Origin of the sequence: Pseudomonas sp. WS 5051 (assembly GCF_012985715.1) — a bacterium.
Lineage (GTDB): Bacteria > Pseudomonadota > Gammaproteobacteria > Pseudomonadales > Pseudomonadaceae > Aquipseudomonas > Aquipseudomonas bubulae.
In genome coordinates this window covers 153138-171694 of record NZ_JAAQWV010000002.1, presented here as the reverse complement: position 1 = coordinate 171694, position 18557 = coordinate 153138, and the positions used below count along the sequence as shown (strand labels likewise).

Here is an 18557-nt window from a genome sequence, read left to right as displayed (position 1 = left end):
AGCCCTCTCCCAAAGGGAGAGGGGGCCGATTTTTGGTGAGGTATAAATCCTGAACATCCCCCGAGCAGTCTCCTCTCCCTCCGGGAGAGGGCCAGGGTGAGGGTTGCCTGGTTACTCTTCCTCTATATCCAGCAACAGATTCTCCAGCGCCGCTTGATACTCCCCCGGTTCACTCCACAGCCCGCGCTGCTGCGCTTCGAGCATGCGTTCGGTCATGTCGCGCAGGGCATGCGGGTTGTGCTCACGCACAAACTCACGGGTATCCGGGTCCAGCAAATAGGCATCCGCCAGCAATGCATATTGATGATCATCGATCAGGTGCGTGGTTGCATCAAAGGCAAACAGGTTGTCCAGGGTAGCGGCCATTTCAAATGCGCCTTTGTAACCATGGCGTTTGACCCCTTCTATCCATTTCGGGTTGGCCGCACGGGAACGGATGACCCGGTTCAACTCTTCCTTGAGCGTACGGATCTTCGGCAGATCCGGCTGGCTGTGGTCGCCGTGGTAGCTGGCTGCTGCCTCCCCACGCAAGCTCTCTACCGCCGCCAGCATGCCACCCTGAAACTGGTAGTAGTCATTGGAATCGAGCAGGTCATGTTCACGGTTGTCCTGATTTTGTACCACCGCCTGCATCTGCCCCAATCGCTGGGCAAACTGACCGCGGGCCGCCGTGCCTTCATCGGCGCCGCCATAGGCATAACCGCCCCAGTTCAGATACACCTCGGCCAGGTCGTCGCGGCTTTGCCACAAACGCCCATCGATTGCGTTCTGTACCCCGGCACCGTAAGCCCCGGGTTTGGCACCAAACACCCGCCAGCCCGCCTGACGGGCCGCCAGTTCCGGGGCCAGCCCTTCGCGCTCCAGCTGTTCACGCTCGCTGCGCACTTTTGCCGCGAGCGGATTCAGGTCATCAGGTTCGTCCAGCGCCGCCACCGCCTGAACAGCGGCATCGAACAGGCGAATAAGATTGGCAAAGGCATCACGGAAGAACCCGGATACACGCAAGGTTACGTCCACCCGCGGCCGGTCCAGCAGGCTCACCGGGAGGATTTCAAAGTCATCCACCCGCTGGCTACCCGTGGCCCACACCGGGCGCACGCCCATCAGCGCCATGGCCTGGGCGATATCATCACCGCCGGTGCGCATGGTCGCAGTGCCCCATACCGACAGGCCGAGCTGACGCAGGTGATCGCCGTGGTCCTGCAAATGACGCTCAAGAATCAGGTTGGCCGACTGAAAACCGATACGCCAGGCCGTGGTGGTGGGCAAGTTGCGTACATCCACGGAAAAGAAATTACGCCCGGTAGGCAGTACGTCCAGGCGCCCGCGGCTCGGTGCACCACTGGGGCCGGCAGGGACAAAACGCCCCGCCAGAGCATCGAGCAGACCCTGCATCTCGGCCGGGCCGCAGGCATCCAGACGCGGTGCAACAACCCCAAGCAGCGCCTCATAAATCCCCCGCACTTCGCTCCATTGCTCGGTGTCGGGCAATTGCAGCGTGCCCGCCAACGCCTGCTCGATCAGCTGCGCAGCATACAGTTCCAGACGTTCGCGGGTATCGCCTGCGGTGCGCCACAGCGCCTCGCTGACTGCTTGCAAAGGCGCGGGGCGACGTGCCGTCCAGGGCTCGGCCAGCGCACAGTCCAGCGGATCAAAACTCAGCCCGAAGGCTTTGGCCAACGCCCGCAGCACGCTTGATTGCGCCCCGCGGCCATCACCGCGGGGGATGCGCAGCAATGCCAGCAAGGTGTCGATGCGCAGACGCCCGGCAGGCGACTCACCAAAAATATGCAGGCCGTCGCGGATTTGCGATTCCTTGAGGTCGCACAGGTAGGTATCCAGCCGTGGCAGCCAGATTGCGGCATCGCTGTCGCTGTCGAGGTGTGCGTCCAGTTGCAGCTCGCGGTCGATATGGGTATCGCGCACCAGCTTGAGAATATCCCGTTGCAACTCCCGCGCCCGGCGCGGATCAAGCAGTTGCGCTTCGTAATACTCGTCGGCCAGCAGCTCCAGGTCACGCAGAGGGCCATAGGTTTCGGCCCGGGTCAGCGGCGGCATCAAGTGGTCAATAATGACCGCCTGGGTCCGGCGCTTGGCCTGTGCGCCCTCACCCGGATCATTGACGATAAACGGATAGACGTTGGGCATGGGGCCCAAAATAGCATCCGGCCAGCAGTGTTCAGACAGCCCGACGCCCTTGCCCGGCAACCATTCCAGATTGCCATGCTTGCCCACATGCACCACCGCATGGGCGCCGTAGGTGTTGCGCAGCCAGAAATAAAACGCCAGATAAGCATGGGGCGGCACCAGGTCCGGGTCATGGTAGACCGCACTGGCATCGACATGATATCCCCGCGCCGGTTGAATGCCGACAAAGGTCAGGCCAAAACGCAGCCCGGCAATCATCAGGCGACCGCTGCGAAACATCGGGTCGTGCTGTGGCTCGCCCCAACGCTCAATCACCGCCTGGCGATTGGCTTCTGGAAGACGATTAAACATCGCCTGGTATTCATCCAGCCCAAGGCTTTGATGGCACGGGCGCAGGTCGAGGCTGTCGAGGTCGTTGCTGACACCGCCCAACAGGGCTTGAATCAACGCGGTGCCGGTATCCGGGAGCTCAGCAGCCACCGGGTAGCCTTCGCCCTGCAAGGCGCGCAAAATATTCAGCGCTGCAGCCGGGGTATCCAGCCCTACGCCATTGCCGATACGGCCATCGCGGGTCGGGTAGTTGGCCAGGATCAGGGCGATACGCTTTTGCGGGTTCGGCACACGTGCCAGCTCCACCCAGCGCCGTGCCAGTTCTGCGACAAAATCCATCCGTTCGGGATGCGCTCTGTAACACACCACATCCGACTGACTGCGCTCACTGCGCCACGCCAGGTCCTTGAAGCTGATCGGCCGGCTGATGATCCGCCCGTCCAGTTCCGGCAAGGCAATGTGCATGGCCAGGTCGCGCGGGCCCAGACCCTGCTCGCTGGCTTGCCAGCCGGGCTGGTTGTCCTGGGCACAAATGGCCTGGATCACCGGGATATTGCGGCGAAACGGGCGCAAATGCGGAGCTTCCGGGCTGGACTGGGCAAACCCGGTGGTATTGAGAATGACCCCTGCGCCGACTTCATCGAGCAAGTCCTGTACCACCGCCAGGCAGCCTGGCTCCTTCAGGCTGGCGACCGCAATCGGCAGCGGATTTAGCCCTGCCGCCTGCAGACGCTGGCAGAACACATCGACAAATGCCGTGTTGGCCGCCTGCAAATGCGAGCGATAGAACAATAGCGCCGCCACCGGTAGCCCCGGCTGCCAGTCGGCTTGCCAGTCCTGCAGTGCAGGGCTGGAGTGGGCCGGATGATAGATTGCAGTCCGGGGCAAGGTGTGCGGTTCGTCCCAGGCATAGTCGCGGCCCAGCCATTGGCTGGCCAGGCAACGATAAAGCTGCAGGGCGTTATGCCGCCCGCCCTGGCGCAAAAAGTGCCAGAGCCGTTCGGCCTGCTCGACGGGCACTGTGCTCAGGGCGCTGAGTTCCGGGTCGGGGCGGTCATCGCCCGGCACCAGAATCAGGGTCACACCGCGTTCAGCCAGTTGCACCAGCCGTTCAATGCCGTAGCGCCAGTAGCCGATGCCACCGTGCAGCGACAACAAAATCACCTTGGCGTGTTGCAGGACCTCATCGACATACAGGTCGACCGAGCCGTGGTTTTGCACCTGCATCGGGTTGGCCAGACGCAGGCTTGGATAATCGTCAGGCAACTGCTGCGCCGCTTCGGCGAGCAGGGCCAGGCTTGAATCACCGCTGCACAGGATCACCAGCTCGGCGGGGGTCTGGCCGAGGTCGGCAATATTGTCGTCCGCTACAAAGCCGCCGGGCTGGGTCCTGAGCAAATGCATGGTTTAGGCGCTCAATGCTGTACGCAGGGTGGACTCGAGCAGGGCCGCGTCCAGGTCCTGGCCGATCAGCACCAGTTTGGTGGTGCGCGCTTCGTCGCTGCCCCAGGCGCGATCAAAGTGCTTGTCAAAGCGCGTGCCCACGCCCTGGATCAGCAAGCGCATCGGTTTGCCCGGAATCGCGGCAAAGCCCTTGACCCGCAGAATGCCGTGCTTGACCACCAGTTGGCTCAGAGCATCCATCAGCGCGCGCTCCTCTGCCTGAGGCAGCTCGATAGAGATCGAGTCGAAGGCATCGTGATCGTGGTCGTCGTGGTCATCATCGCCATCGTGATGATGGTCGTGATGGCTGTGGCGGCCATCGATATGGTCTTCCGAACCCGTCTCCAGGCCCAGCAGCACGTCCAGCGGCAAGCGACCGCTGCTGGCTTCGATGATCTTGACCGCCGGTGGCAGTTCTTCAGCCACTTCGGCACGTACACGGGCAAGGTCTTCAGGGCTGATCAAGTCAACCTTGTTGAGAATCACCAGATCGGCACTGGCCAGTTGGTCAGCAAACAACTCGTGCAGCGGCGACTCGTGGTCCAGGTTAGGGTCGAGCTTGCGCTGGGCATCTACCTGATCCGGGAAGGCCGCGAAAGTGCCAGCCGCCACCGCCGGGCTGTCGACCACGGTAATCACCGCGTCAACTGTGCAGGCGCTGCGGATTTCCGGCCACTGGAAGGCTTGAACCAACGGCTTTGGCAGGGCCAGGCCCGAGGTTTCGATAAGGATATGGTCGATATCGCCACGGCGCGCCACCAGCTCACGCATCACCGGGAAGAATTCTTCCTGCACCGTGCAGCACAGGCAGCCATTGGCCAGTTCATAGACGCGTCCCTTGGCCTCTTCTTCGGTGCAGCCAATAGCGCATTGCTTGAGGATTTCGCCATCGATACCCAGTTCGCCGAATTCGTTGACGATCACTGCAATGCGACGGCCGTTGGCGTTGTCCAGCATATGACGCAGCAAGGTAGTCTTGCCCGAACCGAGAAAGCCGGTAACGATAGTGACGGGGGTTTTGGCCAGTGTTTTCATCGGATGCCCTTTGGCAAAACGGCGGGCATACGGGACGACGGCCGCAAGCAGTGCGCGGTCAGTCTTCGCCACCGGATCACCCCGCCCGGTTGAAGTAAGAATCTGTTACGAGGCAGGTCTCCTGGCTTACGGCTGATACCTACCTTGCGCCTTCCCGCCTGTGAGGCAGTGGCATTGCAAGATCAACGACCGTTTACAGTTGCGGGGGCAGCCGCGGCATACCGCGTTCCCTTCTTAGCTTCGCGCTGCGAAGAACCTCGAACGCGCAAGGCTACGCAGTGCTTTGTAACAGGTCAACACAGATACGTTTAGATACCCTGACCTATTGTGGGAGCGAGCCTGCTCGCGAACGACCTTCGCGAGCAGGCTCGCTCCCACAGGTGCAGTATTCCTGTAGCCGCTCACAAGGTAAGAGGCAGCGACCACAGGTGTTGTAGGCAACTTGTGTTCTAATTGCCGCCTTTTATCAGCCACAGCGCTTCAAGGATCTGCCCATGCCGTCCACTCGCCCAACCCGCGTCCTGATTATTGGCTACGTGTGGCCCGAGCCCCGCTCTTCGGCGGCGGGCGGACACATGATGCAGATCATCGAAAGTTTCTTGCAGCAAGGCTGGCACATCACCTTCAGCAGCCCGGCAGGCATTGGCGAACACAAGGCTGATCTGGCGACATTGGGCATTGATGAAGTCAGTATCGCGCTCAATAACAGCAGCTTCGATACCTTCATCACCGAGCTGGCCCCGGATATCGTGCTGTTCGACCGCTTCATGATGGAAGAGCAGTTCGGCTGGCGCGTGGAGAAGCATTGCCCGCAGGCCCTGCGCGTACTGGAAACCTCCGACCTGCAAAGCCTGCGCGACGCCCGCCAGCAACAGCTCAAGGCGCGCCTCAAACTTGACGCCGACACTGATGATTTCAGCAGCCTGTTCGCCCCGGCACAACGGGAGACCTTCGAGCAGATGGCCGTTACCGATCTGGCGCAACGGGAGATCGCGGCGATTTATCGATGCGACTTGAACCTGATGATTTCCGAATACGAAATCGATCTGCTCGTAGAGCACTTCAAGGTGCCCCGAGCCCTGCTGCACTGGTGCCCGTTGATGGTCGACAGCGTACCTGGGCAGTTCGTACCCTTTGACCAGCGCCAGCATTTCCTGAGCATCGGCAATTTCCGTCATGCCCCCAACTGGGATGCCGTGCTCTGGATGAAAACCGCGATCTGGCCATTGATCCGTCAGCAACTGCCCACGGCGCAATTGCATGTCTATGGTGCTTACACCCCGCCCAAGGCCACTGCGCTGCACAACCCGGCACAGGGTTTTCACGTGCTCAACTGGGCCGAAGATGCGCTTGAGGTGATGAGCAATGCGCGGATCTGCATGGCCCCCCTGCGCTTTGGTGCAGGAATCAAGGGCAAAATCGCCGATGCCATGCTCTGCGGCACGCCCAACGTCACAACTCCCGTAGGCGCCGAAGGCATGCATGGCGACCTGCCGTGGGCAGGTGCCATCGAACAGAGTGCCAGTGCGATTGCTGCCGCTGCGGTGCAGCTGTATCAGAGCCCTGACGCCTGGCATCAGGCCCAGCAGCACGGAACGGCACTACTGGCGCAGCGCTATTTGCAAAGTACCCACGGCCCGGCACTGGTCGAGTGCATCGAAGCCTGCCGCGCCGGCCTGCAACAGCATCGGCGCAACAACTTCACCGGTGCCATGCTGCGCCATCATCAGCATAAAAGTACCCAGTACATGTCGCAGTGGATCGAGGCAAAGAATCGAACGGTTTGACTAGGGCTGTGCCAGTCGCGTCGCCTTGAACATCTCGGCAATCATGATGATGCGGTCTTTTTCGCCCGGTATCTGGACGCTTGCCGACATTGGCGCAAATTGCATGGCGTCGGCACTTTGCGCATTGTCTGGATTGAAATTGACCGTAATTCGGGTTCCATCATCAAACACCGTGCGCTGCAGGCTCCGGTCTGCACTGAGCACCTGAAAATCAACCAGTGCCTGGGTAAAAAGCCGTTGATGCAAGGGCGAAAAAACCTCGTTGTAGGCCGCGATAAAGGGCAAGTCGCGCTCCAGCACGGCGGCATTGAGGTGGTACATGGGCGGCGTCATGTACAACAGCTGCAGCAGTGCCGTGTTCTGCTGCTCATTGGAAAATTTCAACGATGGGTAGGCCCAGTGATGCGTGCTGACCAGACTGTCGTGAAGCACCATTTGGTAAAGCGGCAAGCGGTACTTCCAGGAGCGGACATAGGTTGCCAGTTGCCGTTTGATCCGAACAGTCTTGAAAAACAGTGTTGGCGTCTCCGGGGGCCAGTACTGCCCTACAAAGAAAGGTGACTGTTGATTACCGGACATGTCAGGGTCGGTCCAGTCGAATGGTTGTGTGGCAATGCCGTGGCTGTAGGCAATATTGGCTGCAAACGTAGAAACTGCCCCCTCGCTGCCCGTGACCAGCCCCAACGACTCGCCCGGGTAATCCAGGCGCCGGGCAATCACCCGGGCATTTTCACTTTCACTGGTTTCCCGGCCGGGGGTGTAGTCCGCCTGTGCAGTGACCGCAGCATCGACATCGAGAAAATAGCTGTTGAGCCCGGCAGCACCTGCCACAGCCTTGATGCGCTGGCGCGCATAGTCCTGGGCCTCCCGGGGATTGGCAAAGACGCCAATGCCATTAAACCCCTTGCTCGAAGCACCGCTCGCATCATGCTGCCCTGCACTGGCCAGGTTCGCGCCCATTTGCGCAGCGGCCCAGGTTTCCGGTTCGGCGGGTGCATGAGCGTCTGCGTAGTTGTCGTACACCGCCACCAGAAACCCGGCTTGCTTGGCCAATGCCACAGCCTGCGGGTGCCAGAATGCATCAAGCCAGTCCTTGGCACCCAGCCAGGCACGGGTGAGCCCGGCTTGTTTGAGCGCGTTGACCGTATCCACAGACAGCCCTCCTCCCCAGCGCTCGGCCGGTAACAGGTAAGGCCCGAAAGCCTCGACCAGCTGAGTTCTGGCTGCCTGCCCCCACAGCACCTCGCCAGCCGGATCATGCCCCCCGTCCAGAGGTTCCTTGGCGGGTACCGCTACAACCTGCCGCATTCCCTGGTTGATGGCACGAACCAGTTGCAGTTGATTGAACGGTGAAACCATTCGTAGCCGTGAGCGCGTACTCGACAAACTCATGTCAAATACGCTGCGGGTTTGCGGATCAAAGCTTGCCCATAAACTGGCAGCCAGATGCCCGGGGGTACGGCGCGCCCGGTCAAAAGCCGTGATAAAGCTTGCCCAGTTGAGGACGTCTGTGGTTTTCAGCGGCCCTGCGTCCCAAACGTAGATATGGGGTGCACCGCCGAGCAGGGCAGTTTGCGGCACCGCACGAATTTTATCTGTCAGTGAAACGAACTGGCCGTTGCTCTTGAGCCATTTGCGATATAGCCCTGCGCCATATAACGGTTGTGCAGGGCCGGGGGCGATGCTGATCACAAAGGGCGCATCAGGTGCAAGCCGGTTGAAGTCATGCTGCAATTGCGGCACCGCAGTGTTTTTGACTCGCTTGATACTAAACAGGGTGTCGAAGGGCGTTTCTACTATCCAGGTGACCGACAGGTCCTCGTGCAATTGAGTCCAGAACGGCATGCTCAACTCACCCAGCAACTGCCCGCCGGAGTAGCGCTTGACCAGCCAGTTAAGCCAGCCGGGGTCATTGGCCGGTATATAGCTACCCTCGCCAAAAGGAATGGCGTAGGCGCGAATGTCGGTTTGCAGGCGCGGCCAACGCAAGCTTGCAGGGCGGGACGCCTGTATCGAAACGCGCAACCTGTCGTCCTCAACCTTGATGTCGACCCGGTATTGATTCCCCTCCTGGCTAATCATCCAGCTGTCGGAAGCCAGTTCAGTGACCTCGCTGTCCTGCCTGAATGCACCGCCACTGAGCAACAAGGGCGCTTTGCCGGGCCGTAGCAAGAACACCTCAAGGGTTGCCCGGTTCACATCGAAGGTACCCTGAGCGACAGCAAAACTGGCTCTGCCAGTGGCATTGGCAGGGCCCGGCATCACAAGCCCCCATGCTGCAAAAAGCAGGACACACAACAACCCACGGTAACAACGCAAACAGGCAAGATGGGCTTTCATAGCTGACTCATGTAAACGACGCAATACAGGAGCCGAACTGTAGGCAGTTGTATCAACTTGACGCCATAATCTAATTCTACAAAACATGTACGAAAAAGACTTCGACGCAACTGCCTATTCACTCAGGCGGGTGCGCCTGCGCAGCAGATACGTGTCCATTATCCAGCCCTTGCTTGCTCGGGCAGTACTGCGGGCCTGCTTGATCTGCTCGCACACTTCGCTCAGTTTGCCCGCGATCAGAACCTCGTCCGCAGTGCCGATATAGGCGCCCCAATAGATATCGACATTTTCTTCGACAAAGGCTTCAAAGGCACAATGTGCGTCGAGCATGACCACGACATTATCCAGATCCTCGGCCACCAGCTTGCGTCCGGTGGTGATGCGGATCGGCTGGCCGATAGTGTTGAGCGCAATGCGATGGCGCGCGGCCAGGGCCTGTACACTGCTGATACCGGGGATCACCTCATGCTCGAAGTCGCTGCAGCCCCCGGCCCGGACACGGTCGAGAATACGCAAGGTGCTGTCATACAGCCCCGGGTCGCCCCACAACAGAAAAGCCCCGCATTCGCCATCGGCCAGTTGGTCTTCGATCAAGTGGGTAAACACTTCGGCCCGCTGTTGGTGCCAATCCTCGACGCCATCGGTGTAGCACGCCGTTGAGCTGTCACGCTGCGGGTCGTTGACCTGCACCACACGGTAGCCCGGCTCAGGGATATAGCGCTGGCAGATCTGCAGGCGCATGCGCACCAGGTCTTCGGTGGCCTGGCCCTTGTCGAGCACAAACAGCACATTGGCGCGATTCAGCGCGTTGATCCCCTGGACGGTGATGTGCTCCGGGTCTCCGGCGCCGATACCGATCAACAACAGTGTTTTCATCCTGTAATACCCTCAAATCTGACTGGACTTAACCGCAGGAACCGGCATGATCCACGCCATAACAAGACTGACGACGGCCCAGCCCATGACCCGCCCCGCCCGCGCCACAGACCCGTCCTACGAACTGATGGACGACCACAATGGCCTGTCGATCATCTATCGCCAGCATGGCTTCCCCTGTCCGCTGGTGCGCTGGCACTTCCATAAGGAATACGAGTTGCATCTGATCGTTGCCAGCAGCGGCAAGGTGTTTGTGGGCGACTATATCGGTAATTTCCACCCTGAAACATTATTCCTCACCGGGCCCAACCTGCCTCATAACTGGATCAGCCAGGTGGCCGGTGACGAGGTGGTGCCCACCCGCGACATGCTGGTCAACTTCACCGATGAACTGCTTGAGAACGCCGCCTCGGTACTCACCGAACTCAAGTCCCTCACGCCAATGCTTGAACGGGCGCGCCACGGGATCGAGTTCCGCTGTAAAGCCACGATCCGCAAGGCTATGGACCTGATGCAGGCAATTGCCGGCTCCAGCGGCATCACCCGGCTTGGCCATTTCCTGATCCTGCTGGAACTGCTGGCCGGCTGTGATGACTACCAGCTGCTGTCTGGGGTCACCGCCGGAAATCTGGCCGACGAGCAAACCATCGACCGCACCAACCGGGCTGTCGACTATATCTTCAGCCACTACACCCGCGAGCTGCCGCTAGAAGAAGTCGCCGACTACATGGGCATGAAGCCCACCTATTTTTCCCGCGTATTCAAGCAAGCCACAGGGCGCTGCTTCATCGAGTTCGTCAATCGACTGCGCATCAGCAAGTCCTGCGAGTTACTGGCCGATGGTCAAAAGCCCGTCACAGATGTGTGTTTCGAGTCAGGTTTCAACAATATTTCCAACTTCAACCGTCGCTTTCAGCAACTCAAAGGAATGACCCCGTCACACTATCGTCGCCTGGCGGTGCAGCGTTTGACCGAGCAAAACCAGCGTGCGCCGGGTGAACGCCTGCGCAGTGCAAAATAGTATCGATTGATGTGCTTCCAGTGATTTGTCACGCCGGTGATTGAGGGCTGTAATCGGCCCAGGCGCTTGCCCCGTGCGAGCCGCTATAAAAACAATAACCGTCCTTCAAAAGCCGCCAGGCCGCTGAAGTGGAGTGCTCAATGAATATCCCTGTCAAAGCGTTATGTGTCGCCACGTGCATGACCCTGAGCGGCATCAGTTCAGGCGCGCAAACCCTGACCATCGCCACGGTCAACAACAGCGACATGATCCGCATGCAAAAGCTGGCGAAAACCTTCGAGAGCGAGCACCCCGAGATCAAGCTCAACTGGGTGGTGCTGGAAGAAAACGTATTGCGCCAGCGCCTGACCACGGACATTGCCACCCAGGGCGGACAATTTGACGTGCTGACCATCGGCATGTACGAAGCCGCACTCTGGGGTGCCAAGGGCTGGCTCGAGCCCATGACCGACCTGCCCGCCACCTATGCCATCGACGATGTGTTCCCGGCGGTTCGCGACGGCCTGTCCGTCAAGGGCACGCTCTATGCCCTGCCGTTTTATGCCGAAAGCTCGATGACCTATTAACGTACCGACCTGTTCAAGGATGCCGGGCTGAGCATGCCCGAGCATCCGACCTGGGAGCAGATCGCCGGCTTTGCCCGCACCCTCAACAAACCTGACCAGGAACAATACGGCATCTGCCTGCGCGGTAAGGCGGGCTGGGGTGAAAACATGGCGCTGATCAGCACCATCGCCAACGCCTACGGCGCGCGCTGGTTCAATGAGCAATGGCAACCGGAGTTCAACGGGGCCGAGTGGCAAAATGCCTTGAATTTTTATGTCGGCACACTGAAAGCCTCAGGCCCGCCGGGTGCGACCAGCAATGGTTTCAACGAAAACCTGGCGCTGTTCAACAGCGGCAAATGTGCGATCTGGGTCGATGCCAGTGTTGCTGGCTCGTTTGTCACCGACAGTAGCCAGAGCAAGGTCGCCGAGCATGTCGGCTTTACCTTCGCACCCCATGCTGTGACCGATAAAGGCAGTGCCTGGCTGTACTCCTGGGCACTGGCCATACCCACCAGTTCCAAAGCCAAGGACGCCGCCAGGACATTCAGCACCTGGGCCACGTCCAAAGAATACGGTGCACTGGTAGCGGAAAAAGACGGCATTGCCAATGTCCCCCCGGGCACCCGGGCCTCGACCTATACCGAGGCGTACCTGAAAGCTGCACCCTTTGCCAGGGTCACCCTCGAGTCCTTGAAAGTTGCCAACCCTCAGGACCCGACCCTCAAGCCCGTGCCTTATGTAGGTATCCAGTTGGTCACCATCCCGGAGTTCCAGGCGGTGGGCACCCAGGTTGGCAAGCTGTTCAGTGCCGCGCTGATTGGCCAGACCACCGTGGACCAGGCTCTGGCCGCGGCCCAGCAGAGCACCGAGCGTGAAATGAAGCGGGCGGGTTATCCCAAGTAGCACTGCCAACACCAAACTCTGGTCTGTGGGAGCGAGCCTGCTCGCGAATAGCGCGTCGACTCCTTCGCGAGGAGGCTCGCTCCCACGCAAAGCAATTCAGGTGTATTGACGATGACGACTTCGACTGTTATTGCCGCGCTCGACGCCCCGCCAACGGGGCGGCGTCCGCGCCTGTTCAATCCCGGCTGGTTTCTGGTAACGCCCTCTGTGGCGCTTCTGTTGCTGTGGATGATCGTGCCACTGGGCATGACCTTGTACTTTTCACTGATCCGCTACAACCTGCTTTATCCCGGCGAAAACCAGTTCGTGGGGCTGGAGAACTTCACCTACTTCCTCACCGATTCGGGCTTCCTGCCCGGCGCAACCAACACTTTGCTGCTGGTTGGCAGTGTGCTGCTGATCAGCGTGGTGCTCGGCGTACTGATCAGCGCCCTGCTCGAAGCCAGCGAATTCATGGGCCGCGGCATCGTAAGGGTGCTGTTGATCTCGCCGTTTTTCATCATGCCGACCGTGGGCGCGCTGATTTGGAAAAATCTGATTTTCCATCCGGTATCCGGCGTCCTGGCCGCCGTGTGGAAGTTGTTTGGCGCCCAGCCGGTGGACTGGCTGGCGCACTACCCGCTGCTGTCGATCATCATCATTGTGTCGTGGCAATGGCTGCCCTTTGCGATCCTGATTCTGATGACCGCCATGCAGTCTCTGGACCAGGAACAAAAAGAAGCCGCGCGCCTGGACGGTGCCGGCCCCATCGCGATTTTCTGGCACCTGACCTTGCCCCATCTGGCGCGCCCCATTGCCGTCGTAGTGATGATCGAGACCATCTTTCTGTTGTCGGTGTTCGCCGAAATCTTTACCACCACCAACGGCGGCCCGGGCTATGCATCCACCAACCTCGCGTACCTGATCTATAACCAGGCGCTGGTGCAGTTCGATGTGGGCATGGCCTCGGCCGGCGGTTTGATCGCCGTGGTCATCGCCAATATTGCCGCCATCATTCTGGTGCGCATGCTCGGCAAAAACCTGACAGACAAGCCGTGAGGGCTCAGTGATGACACTTCAACAATCGCGCCGCCTGCAAAGCCTGCTGCTGGGCACCCTGGCCTGGGCTATCGCCATCCTGATCTTTTTCCCGATCTTCTGGATGCTCCTGACCAGTTTTAAAACCGAACTCGACGCCTTTGCCACGCCGCCCCAGTTCATTTTCACGCCCACGCTGGAGAACTACCTGCATATCGAACAGCGCAGCGGTTACTTTCACTTCGCCTGGAACTCGGTGGTGATCTCGTTCACTGCCACGGCCCTGTGCATGCTGATCGCTATCCCGGCGGTCTACTCGATGGCGTTCTACGAAACCAAGCGCACCAAGGGCACGCTGCTGTGGATGCTCTCCACCAAGATGCTGCCGCCAGTGGGTGTACTGATGCCCATCTACCTGCTGGCCAAGAGCTTTGGCCTGCTGGATACACGGGCGGCACTGATCATCATCTATACCCTGATCAACCTGCCGATCGTGGTGTGGATGATTTACACCTACTTCAAGGATATTCCCAAAGACATCCTCGAAGCCGCACGGCTGGACGGCGCCACGCTGTGGCAGGAGGTGGTGCGCGTATTGCTGCCGATCAGCAAGGGCGGCCTGGCTTCAACCCTGCTGCTGTCGCTGATCCTGTGCTGGAACGAAGCGTTCTGGTCACTGAACCTGACCTCTTCCAGCGCCGCGCCTCTGACTGCACTGATCGCGTCCTACTCCAGCCCCGAGGGCCTGTTCTGGGCCAAGTTGTCGGCCGTTTCGACCCTGGCCTGCGCACCGATCCTGATTTTTGGCTGGATCAGCCAGAAGCAACTGGTGCGCGGTTTGTCCTTCGGCGCAGTCAAATAAAAATACTGATTGGAGGCCCACTATGGCCAACCTGAGAATCAACAATCTGCACAAGGGCTTTGAAGGTTTCTCGATCATCAAAGGCATTGATCTTGAGGTCAACGACCGTGAGTTCGTGGTATTTGTCGGGCCGTCGGGCTGCGGCAAATCCACGCTGCTGCGCCTGATTGCCGGGCTTGAGGAAGTGACGCACGGCACCATCGAGCTGGACGGTCGCGACATCACCGAAGTCAGCCCGGCCAAGCGCGACCTGGCCATGGTGTTTCAAACCTATGCCCTGTACCCGCATATGAGCGTGCGCAAAAATATGTCGTTTGCCCTCGACCTGGCAGGCGTGCCCAAGGCCGAAGTGGCAAAAAAGGTCAACGAAGCCGCCCGCATTCTGGAACTGGCACCCTTACTTGAGCGCAAGCCCAAACACCTGTCCGGTGGTCAGCGTCAGCGCGTGGCCATTGGCCGGGCGATTGTGCGCAACCCCAAGATCTTCCTGTTTGATGAGCCGTTGTCCAACCTCGATGCCGCGCTGCGGGTGCAAATGCGTCTGGAACTGGCACGCCTGCATCAGGAACTGCAAGCAACCATGATCTACGTGACCCACGATCAGGTCGAAGCCATGACCCTGGCCGACAAGGTGGTGGTGCTCAATGGCGGCAGGATCGAACAGGTTGGCTCACCGCTGGAGCTGTATCACCACCCCGCCAACCTGTTTGTTGCAGGCTTTCTCGGCACACCGAAAATGGGCTTTTTGAAAGGCCGGATCAGCCGCGTTGACAGCCAGGGTTGCGAAGTCGAGCTGGACGCCGGCACCCGTATCCAGTTACCCCTGAGCAGCCCTGCGCTGAGCCTGGGCAGCCCGGTCACCCTGGGCATTCGTCCGGAGCACCTGAACCTGGCCAAACCCGGTGAGTGCACCCTGAGTGTGACTGCCGATGTCGGCGAGCGCTTGGGCAGCGACACCTATTGCCACGTCAATACTGCCTGCGGTGAGCCGCTGACCATGCGCGTGCGCGGTGATATGGCCAGCCGCTATGGCGAGCAATTGCAGTTGCACCTGGACAGTGAACATTGCCATTTATTCGATGCCGGGGGCCTGGCCCTGACCCGTCCATTGCGCGCAGCTGCCTGAACCCACGAGATTGCCCCATGAAACTCAATCGCCGAAACCTCGACACCCTTACCAACCTGGTGGCCAAACCCACCTACCTTGGCAGCGATACCCGGCAGGGCATTGCCCACATCGGCGTGGGCGGATTTCATCGCGCCCACCAGGCGTACTACACCGATGCCCTGATGAACCGGGGCCAGGATCTGGACTGGAGCATCTGCGGCATCGGTCTGCGGGGCGAAGACCGCAAGGTGCGCGACGCTCTGGCCGGTCAGGACTACCTCTATACCCTGTTCGAACTGGGCGACAGCGACGACACCCAAAGCCGCATCATCGGCTCTATCAGCGGCATGCTGCTGGCCGAAGACGGCATCAATGCACTGATCGACAAGCTGGCCAGCCCGGCCATTCGCATCGTTTCGCTGACCATCACCGAGGGCGGCTATTGCATCGATGACAGCAGCGGCGAATTTATGTCTGCACTGCCACAGATCCAGCACGACCTCACCCACCCCGAAGCACCGACAACCGTGTTTGGTGTGCTATGCGCCGCCCTTGCCCGACGCCAGGCCAGCGGTATCCGGGGCTTTACCCTGATGTCCTGCGATAACCTGCCCCACAACGGCGCTGTCGCGCGCAAGGCCCTGCTGGCTTTTGCCGCGCTGCGCGGTGCTGAACTACATGATTGGATCGCTGCCAATGTCAGCTTTCCAAATGCCATGGTGGATCGCATCACGCCCATGACCAGTAACGCCCATCGTTTGCAACTGCATGACCAACTGGGTATAGACGACGCCTGGCCGGTGGTCTGCGAGCCGTTTATCCAGTGGGTACTCGAAGACAAATTTGCCTGCGGCCGCCCGGCATGGGAAACCGTGGGCGTACAGCTCACCGACGACGTCACGCCTTATGAAGAGATGAAAATCAAACTGCTCAATGGCAGTCATCTGGCATTGACGTACCTGGGGTTCCTCAAGGGCTATCGGTTTGTTCACGAAACCATGGGCGATCCCCTGTTCGTGACGTATATGCGTGCCTACATGGATCAGGACGTAACGCCGCAACTGGCGCCGGTGCCCGGCATTGACCTGACGGCCTACAAGAACACCCTGGTGGAACGCTTTTCCAATCAGGCCATTGCCGACCAGTTGGAGCGCGTGTGCTCGGATGGCTCGTCGAAGCTTCCCAAGTTCACCGTGCCTGCCATCAACCGGCTGATCAGCGATGGTGGCGAGTTGAAACGTGCGGCACTGGTGGTTGCAGCCTGGGCGCTGTATCTCAAGGGGGTTGATGAAAATGGGCTGCACTATGCGATTCCCGACCCGCGGGCGGAGTTTTGCCAGGCCCTGGTGGCGGATGATGAGTTGATCGTGCAGCGATTATTGAGCGTTGAAGAGATCTTTGGCGGCGCCATTCCCCGGTCTGCCGAGTTTGTGGCTGCGTTCGAGTGGTGCCTGAACAGCTTGCGTGATGTCGGGGTGAGCAAAACCCTGGAAAATCTGCTTCATCTTTGAAGCCCACCCCAGCCCTCTCTGACAGAGGGTGCTGAATTGAGCAGTCGCAAGTGCACCGTTATCCCCGATCAGTCCCTTATCCCTGCGGAAAGGGTCTGTTAGAGGCTTTTGATCTGGCTAAGAGCAGGTTCCCATGAGCACAACCCACTTATACCTGGGCATCGATTGCGGCACCCAGGGCACCAAGGCCCTGATCCTCGACAGCGAGTCCGGCCAGGTGCTCGGGCTGGGCAGCGCCCCACACACGTTAATCCAGGGCGCACAGGGGCGGCGCGAGCAGGATCCCGGGCAATGGCTGGATGCATTGCAACACGCCACCCGCCAGGCCCTGACCCAAGCCGGCATCAGCGGCCAGCAGATTCAGGGCATAGGCGTGTCCGCACAACAACACGGACTGGTGCTGCTCGATAGCCAAGGCGATGTATTGCGCCCGGCCAAATTGTGGTGTGACACCGAGTCAACTGGCGAAAACAACCAACTGTTAGAATGGCTGGGCGGCGAAACCGGCTCCCTGGAGCGGCTGGGCCTGGTGATCGCGCCAGGCTACACGGTCTCCAAGCTGCTCTGGACAAAACACCATCATCCTCAGATTTTGGCACGCACTGCCCATATCCTGTTACCCCATGACTACCTGAATTTCTGGCTGACCGGACGCTGCTGCAGCGAATACGGTGATGCGTCCGGCACCGGTTATTTCAACGTGCGCACTCGCCAGTGGGATCGCGAACTGTTGCATCATATCGATCCCGACGGCCATCTGGAGCAGGCGCTGCCCGAGCTGATCGAGCCCCGCCAACCGGTCGGGCGTATCCGCCCGCTTATCGCGCAGCTGCTGGGACTGAACCCCGATGCCGTGGTATCCAGCGGGGGCGGCGACAATATGATGGCAGCCATCGGCACCGGCAATATCGAACCCGGAATCATCACCATGAGCCTGGGCTCGTCGGGTACGGTGTATGCCTTTGACCCGCAGCCACAGGCCCGCCCCGAGGCCTCAGTGGCCAACTTCTGCTCGAGCACCGACGGCTGGCTGCCGCTGATCTGTACCCTGAACCTGACCAATGTCACCGGTGCCGTGCGCGAGCTGTTCGGCTTGTCTGTGGAGGGTTTCAACCAGATGGCCAGGCAGGCACCCGCAGGCGCAGACGGTGTCAGTCTGCTGCCCTTCCTCAACGGCGAGCGGGTGCCTGCCCTGCCCGATGCCACCGGCAATTTTCAGGGCCTTACACTGACCAACATGACCCAGGCCAATCTGTGCCGCGCAGCCATTGAAGGCACCACCTATGGTTTGCGCTATGGCCTCGATCTGCTGCGCCGCAACGGCCTGCAAAGCCACGTCATCCGCCTGGTAGGCGGCGGTTCAAAAAGCCCCCTGTGGCGCCAGTTGGTGGCCGATATCATGGCCACCCCGGTAGTCTGCCCTGAGCAGAGCGAAGCAGCCGCACTGGGGGCTGCAATTCAGGCTGCCTGGTGTGTGGCTGCTGACTCACCGACACTGGCTGATCTGTGCCGGCGTTGCGTGCGCCTGGATCCTGCGGGTGAAACCCGGCCCGAGGCCGATAACGTCCGGGCCTACGAACACTTCTATCAACGCTACCGACTACAGGTCGCAGCCTTAACCGAGTAAA

General features: G+C 60.0%; 11 protein-coding genes, 1 pseudogene and 1 riboswitch. Of the genes and pseudogenes, 8 read left to right on the top strand and 4 right to left on the bottom strand.

Annotated elements, in window-relative coordinates:
* Positions 1 to 111 precede the first annotated feature (111 nt).
* Positions 112 to 3882: a cobaltochelatase subunit CobN gene (gene cobN / locus HBN79_RS03140; protein ID WP_169916262.1), complete on the bottom strand. Its 3771-nt coding sequence runs from the start codon at positions 3880 to 3882 to the stop codon at positions 112 to 114.
* 3 nt (positions 3883 to 3885) lie between these two features.
* Complete coding sequence (cobW, locus tag HBN79_RS03135) at positions 3886 to 4956, bottom strand: cobalamin biosynthesis protein CobW (RefSeq protein ID WP_095019216.1); 1071 nt, start codon at positions 4954 to 4956, stop codon at positions 3886 to 3888.
* Between the two features lie 93 nt (positions 4957 to 5049).
* A riboswitch (cobalamin riboswitch) is annotated at positions 5050 to 5231 on the bottom strand.
* 219 nt (positions 5232 to 5450) lie between these two features.
* Between cobW and HBN79_RS03130 the strand changes: the two genes are divergently transcribed.
* Positions 5451 to 6743 (top strand): glycosyltransferase, encoded by a 1293-nt coding sequence (locus HBN79_RS03130; RefSeq protein ID WP_095024696.1) that lies wholly within the window; start codon positions 5451 to 5453, stop codon positions 6741 to 6743.
* Here HBN79_RS03130 and HBN79_RS03125 read toward each other — a convergent pair whose 3' ends face one another.
* Entirely contained in the window at positions 6744 to 9005 is a 2262-nt protein-coding gene (locus HBN79_RS03125; protein WP_169916259.1) for a glycoside hydrolase, read from the bottom strand.
* A 192-nt stretch (positions 9006 to 9197) separates the two neighbouring features.
* The gene (gene cobF / locus HBN79_RS03120; RefSeq protein ID WP_169916257.1) at positions 9198 to 9959 is read right to left on the bottom strand and encodes a precorrin-6A synthase (deacetylating); all 762 of its coding nucleotides are present in this window, start codon (positions 9957 to 9959) and stop codon (positions 9198 to 9200) included.
* Positions 9960 to 10044: 85 nt separating this feature from the next.
* Here cobF and HBN79_RS03115 point away from each other — a divergent pair, with 85 nt between their 5' ends.
* The 7 genes and pseudogenes from HBN79_RS03115 to xylB all read left to right on the top strand — a co-directional run bounded on the left by HBN79_RS03115 (position 10045) and on the right by xylB (position 18556).
* Complete coding sequence (locus HBN79_RS03115) at positions 10045 to 10980, top strand: AraC family transcriptional regulator (RefSeq protein ID WP_169916403.1); 936 nt, start codon at positions 10045 to 10047, stop codon at positions 10978 to 10980.
* 140 nt (positions 10981 to 11120) lie between these two features.
* Positions 11121 to 12431 (top strand): annotated as a pseudogene (locus HBN79_RS03110) (sugar ABC transporter substrate-binding protein).
* Between the two features lie 111 nt (positions 12432 to 12542).
* Entirely contained in the window at positions 12543 to 13469 is a 927-nt protein-coding gene (locus tag HBN79_RS03105) for a sugar ABC transporter permease (protein ID WP_095000297.1), read from the top strand.
* A gap of 7 nt (positions 13470 to 13476) precedes the next feature.
* The gene (locus HBN79_RS03100; RefSeq protein ID WP_169916255.1) at positions 13477 to 14310 is read left to right on the top strand and encodes a carbohydrate ABC transporter permease; all 834 of its coding nucleotides are present in this window, start codon (positions 13477 to 13479) and stop codon (positions 14308 to 14310) included.
* 22 nt (positions 14311 to 14332) lie between these two features.
* The gene (ugpC, locus tag HBN79_RS03095) at positions 14333 to 15436 is read left to right on the top strand and encodes a sn-glycerol-3-phosphate ABC transporter ATP-binding protein UgpC (RefSeq protein WP_095023880.1); all 1104 of its coding nucleotides are present in this window, start codon (positions 14333 to 14335) and stop codon (positions 15434 to 15436) included.
* A 17-nt stretch (positions 15437 to 15453) separates the two neighbouring features.
* Positions 15454 to 16929, top strand: coding sequence for a mannitol dehydrogenase family protein (locus HBN79_RS03090; protein WP_095000300.1), 1476 nt, complete (start codon positions 15454 to 15456; stop codon positions 16927 to 16929).
* Between the two features lie 133 nt (positions 16930 to 17062).
* Positions 17063 to 18556 (top strand): xylulokinase, encoded by a 1494-nt coding sequence (xylB, locus tag HBN79_RS03085; protein WP_169916254.1) that lies wholly within the window; start codon positions 17063 to 17065, stop codon positions 18554 to 18556.
* The last annotated feature ends 1 nt before the right edge of the window (position 18557 follow it).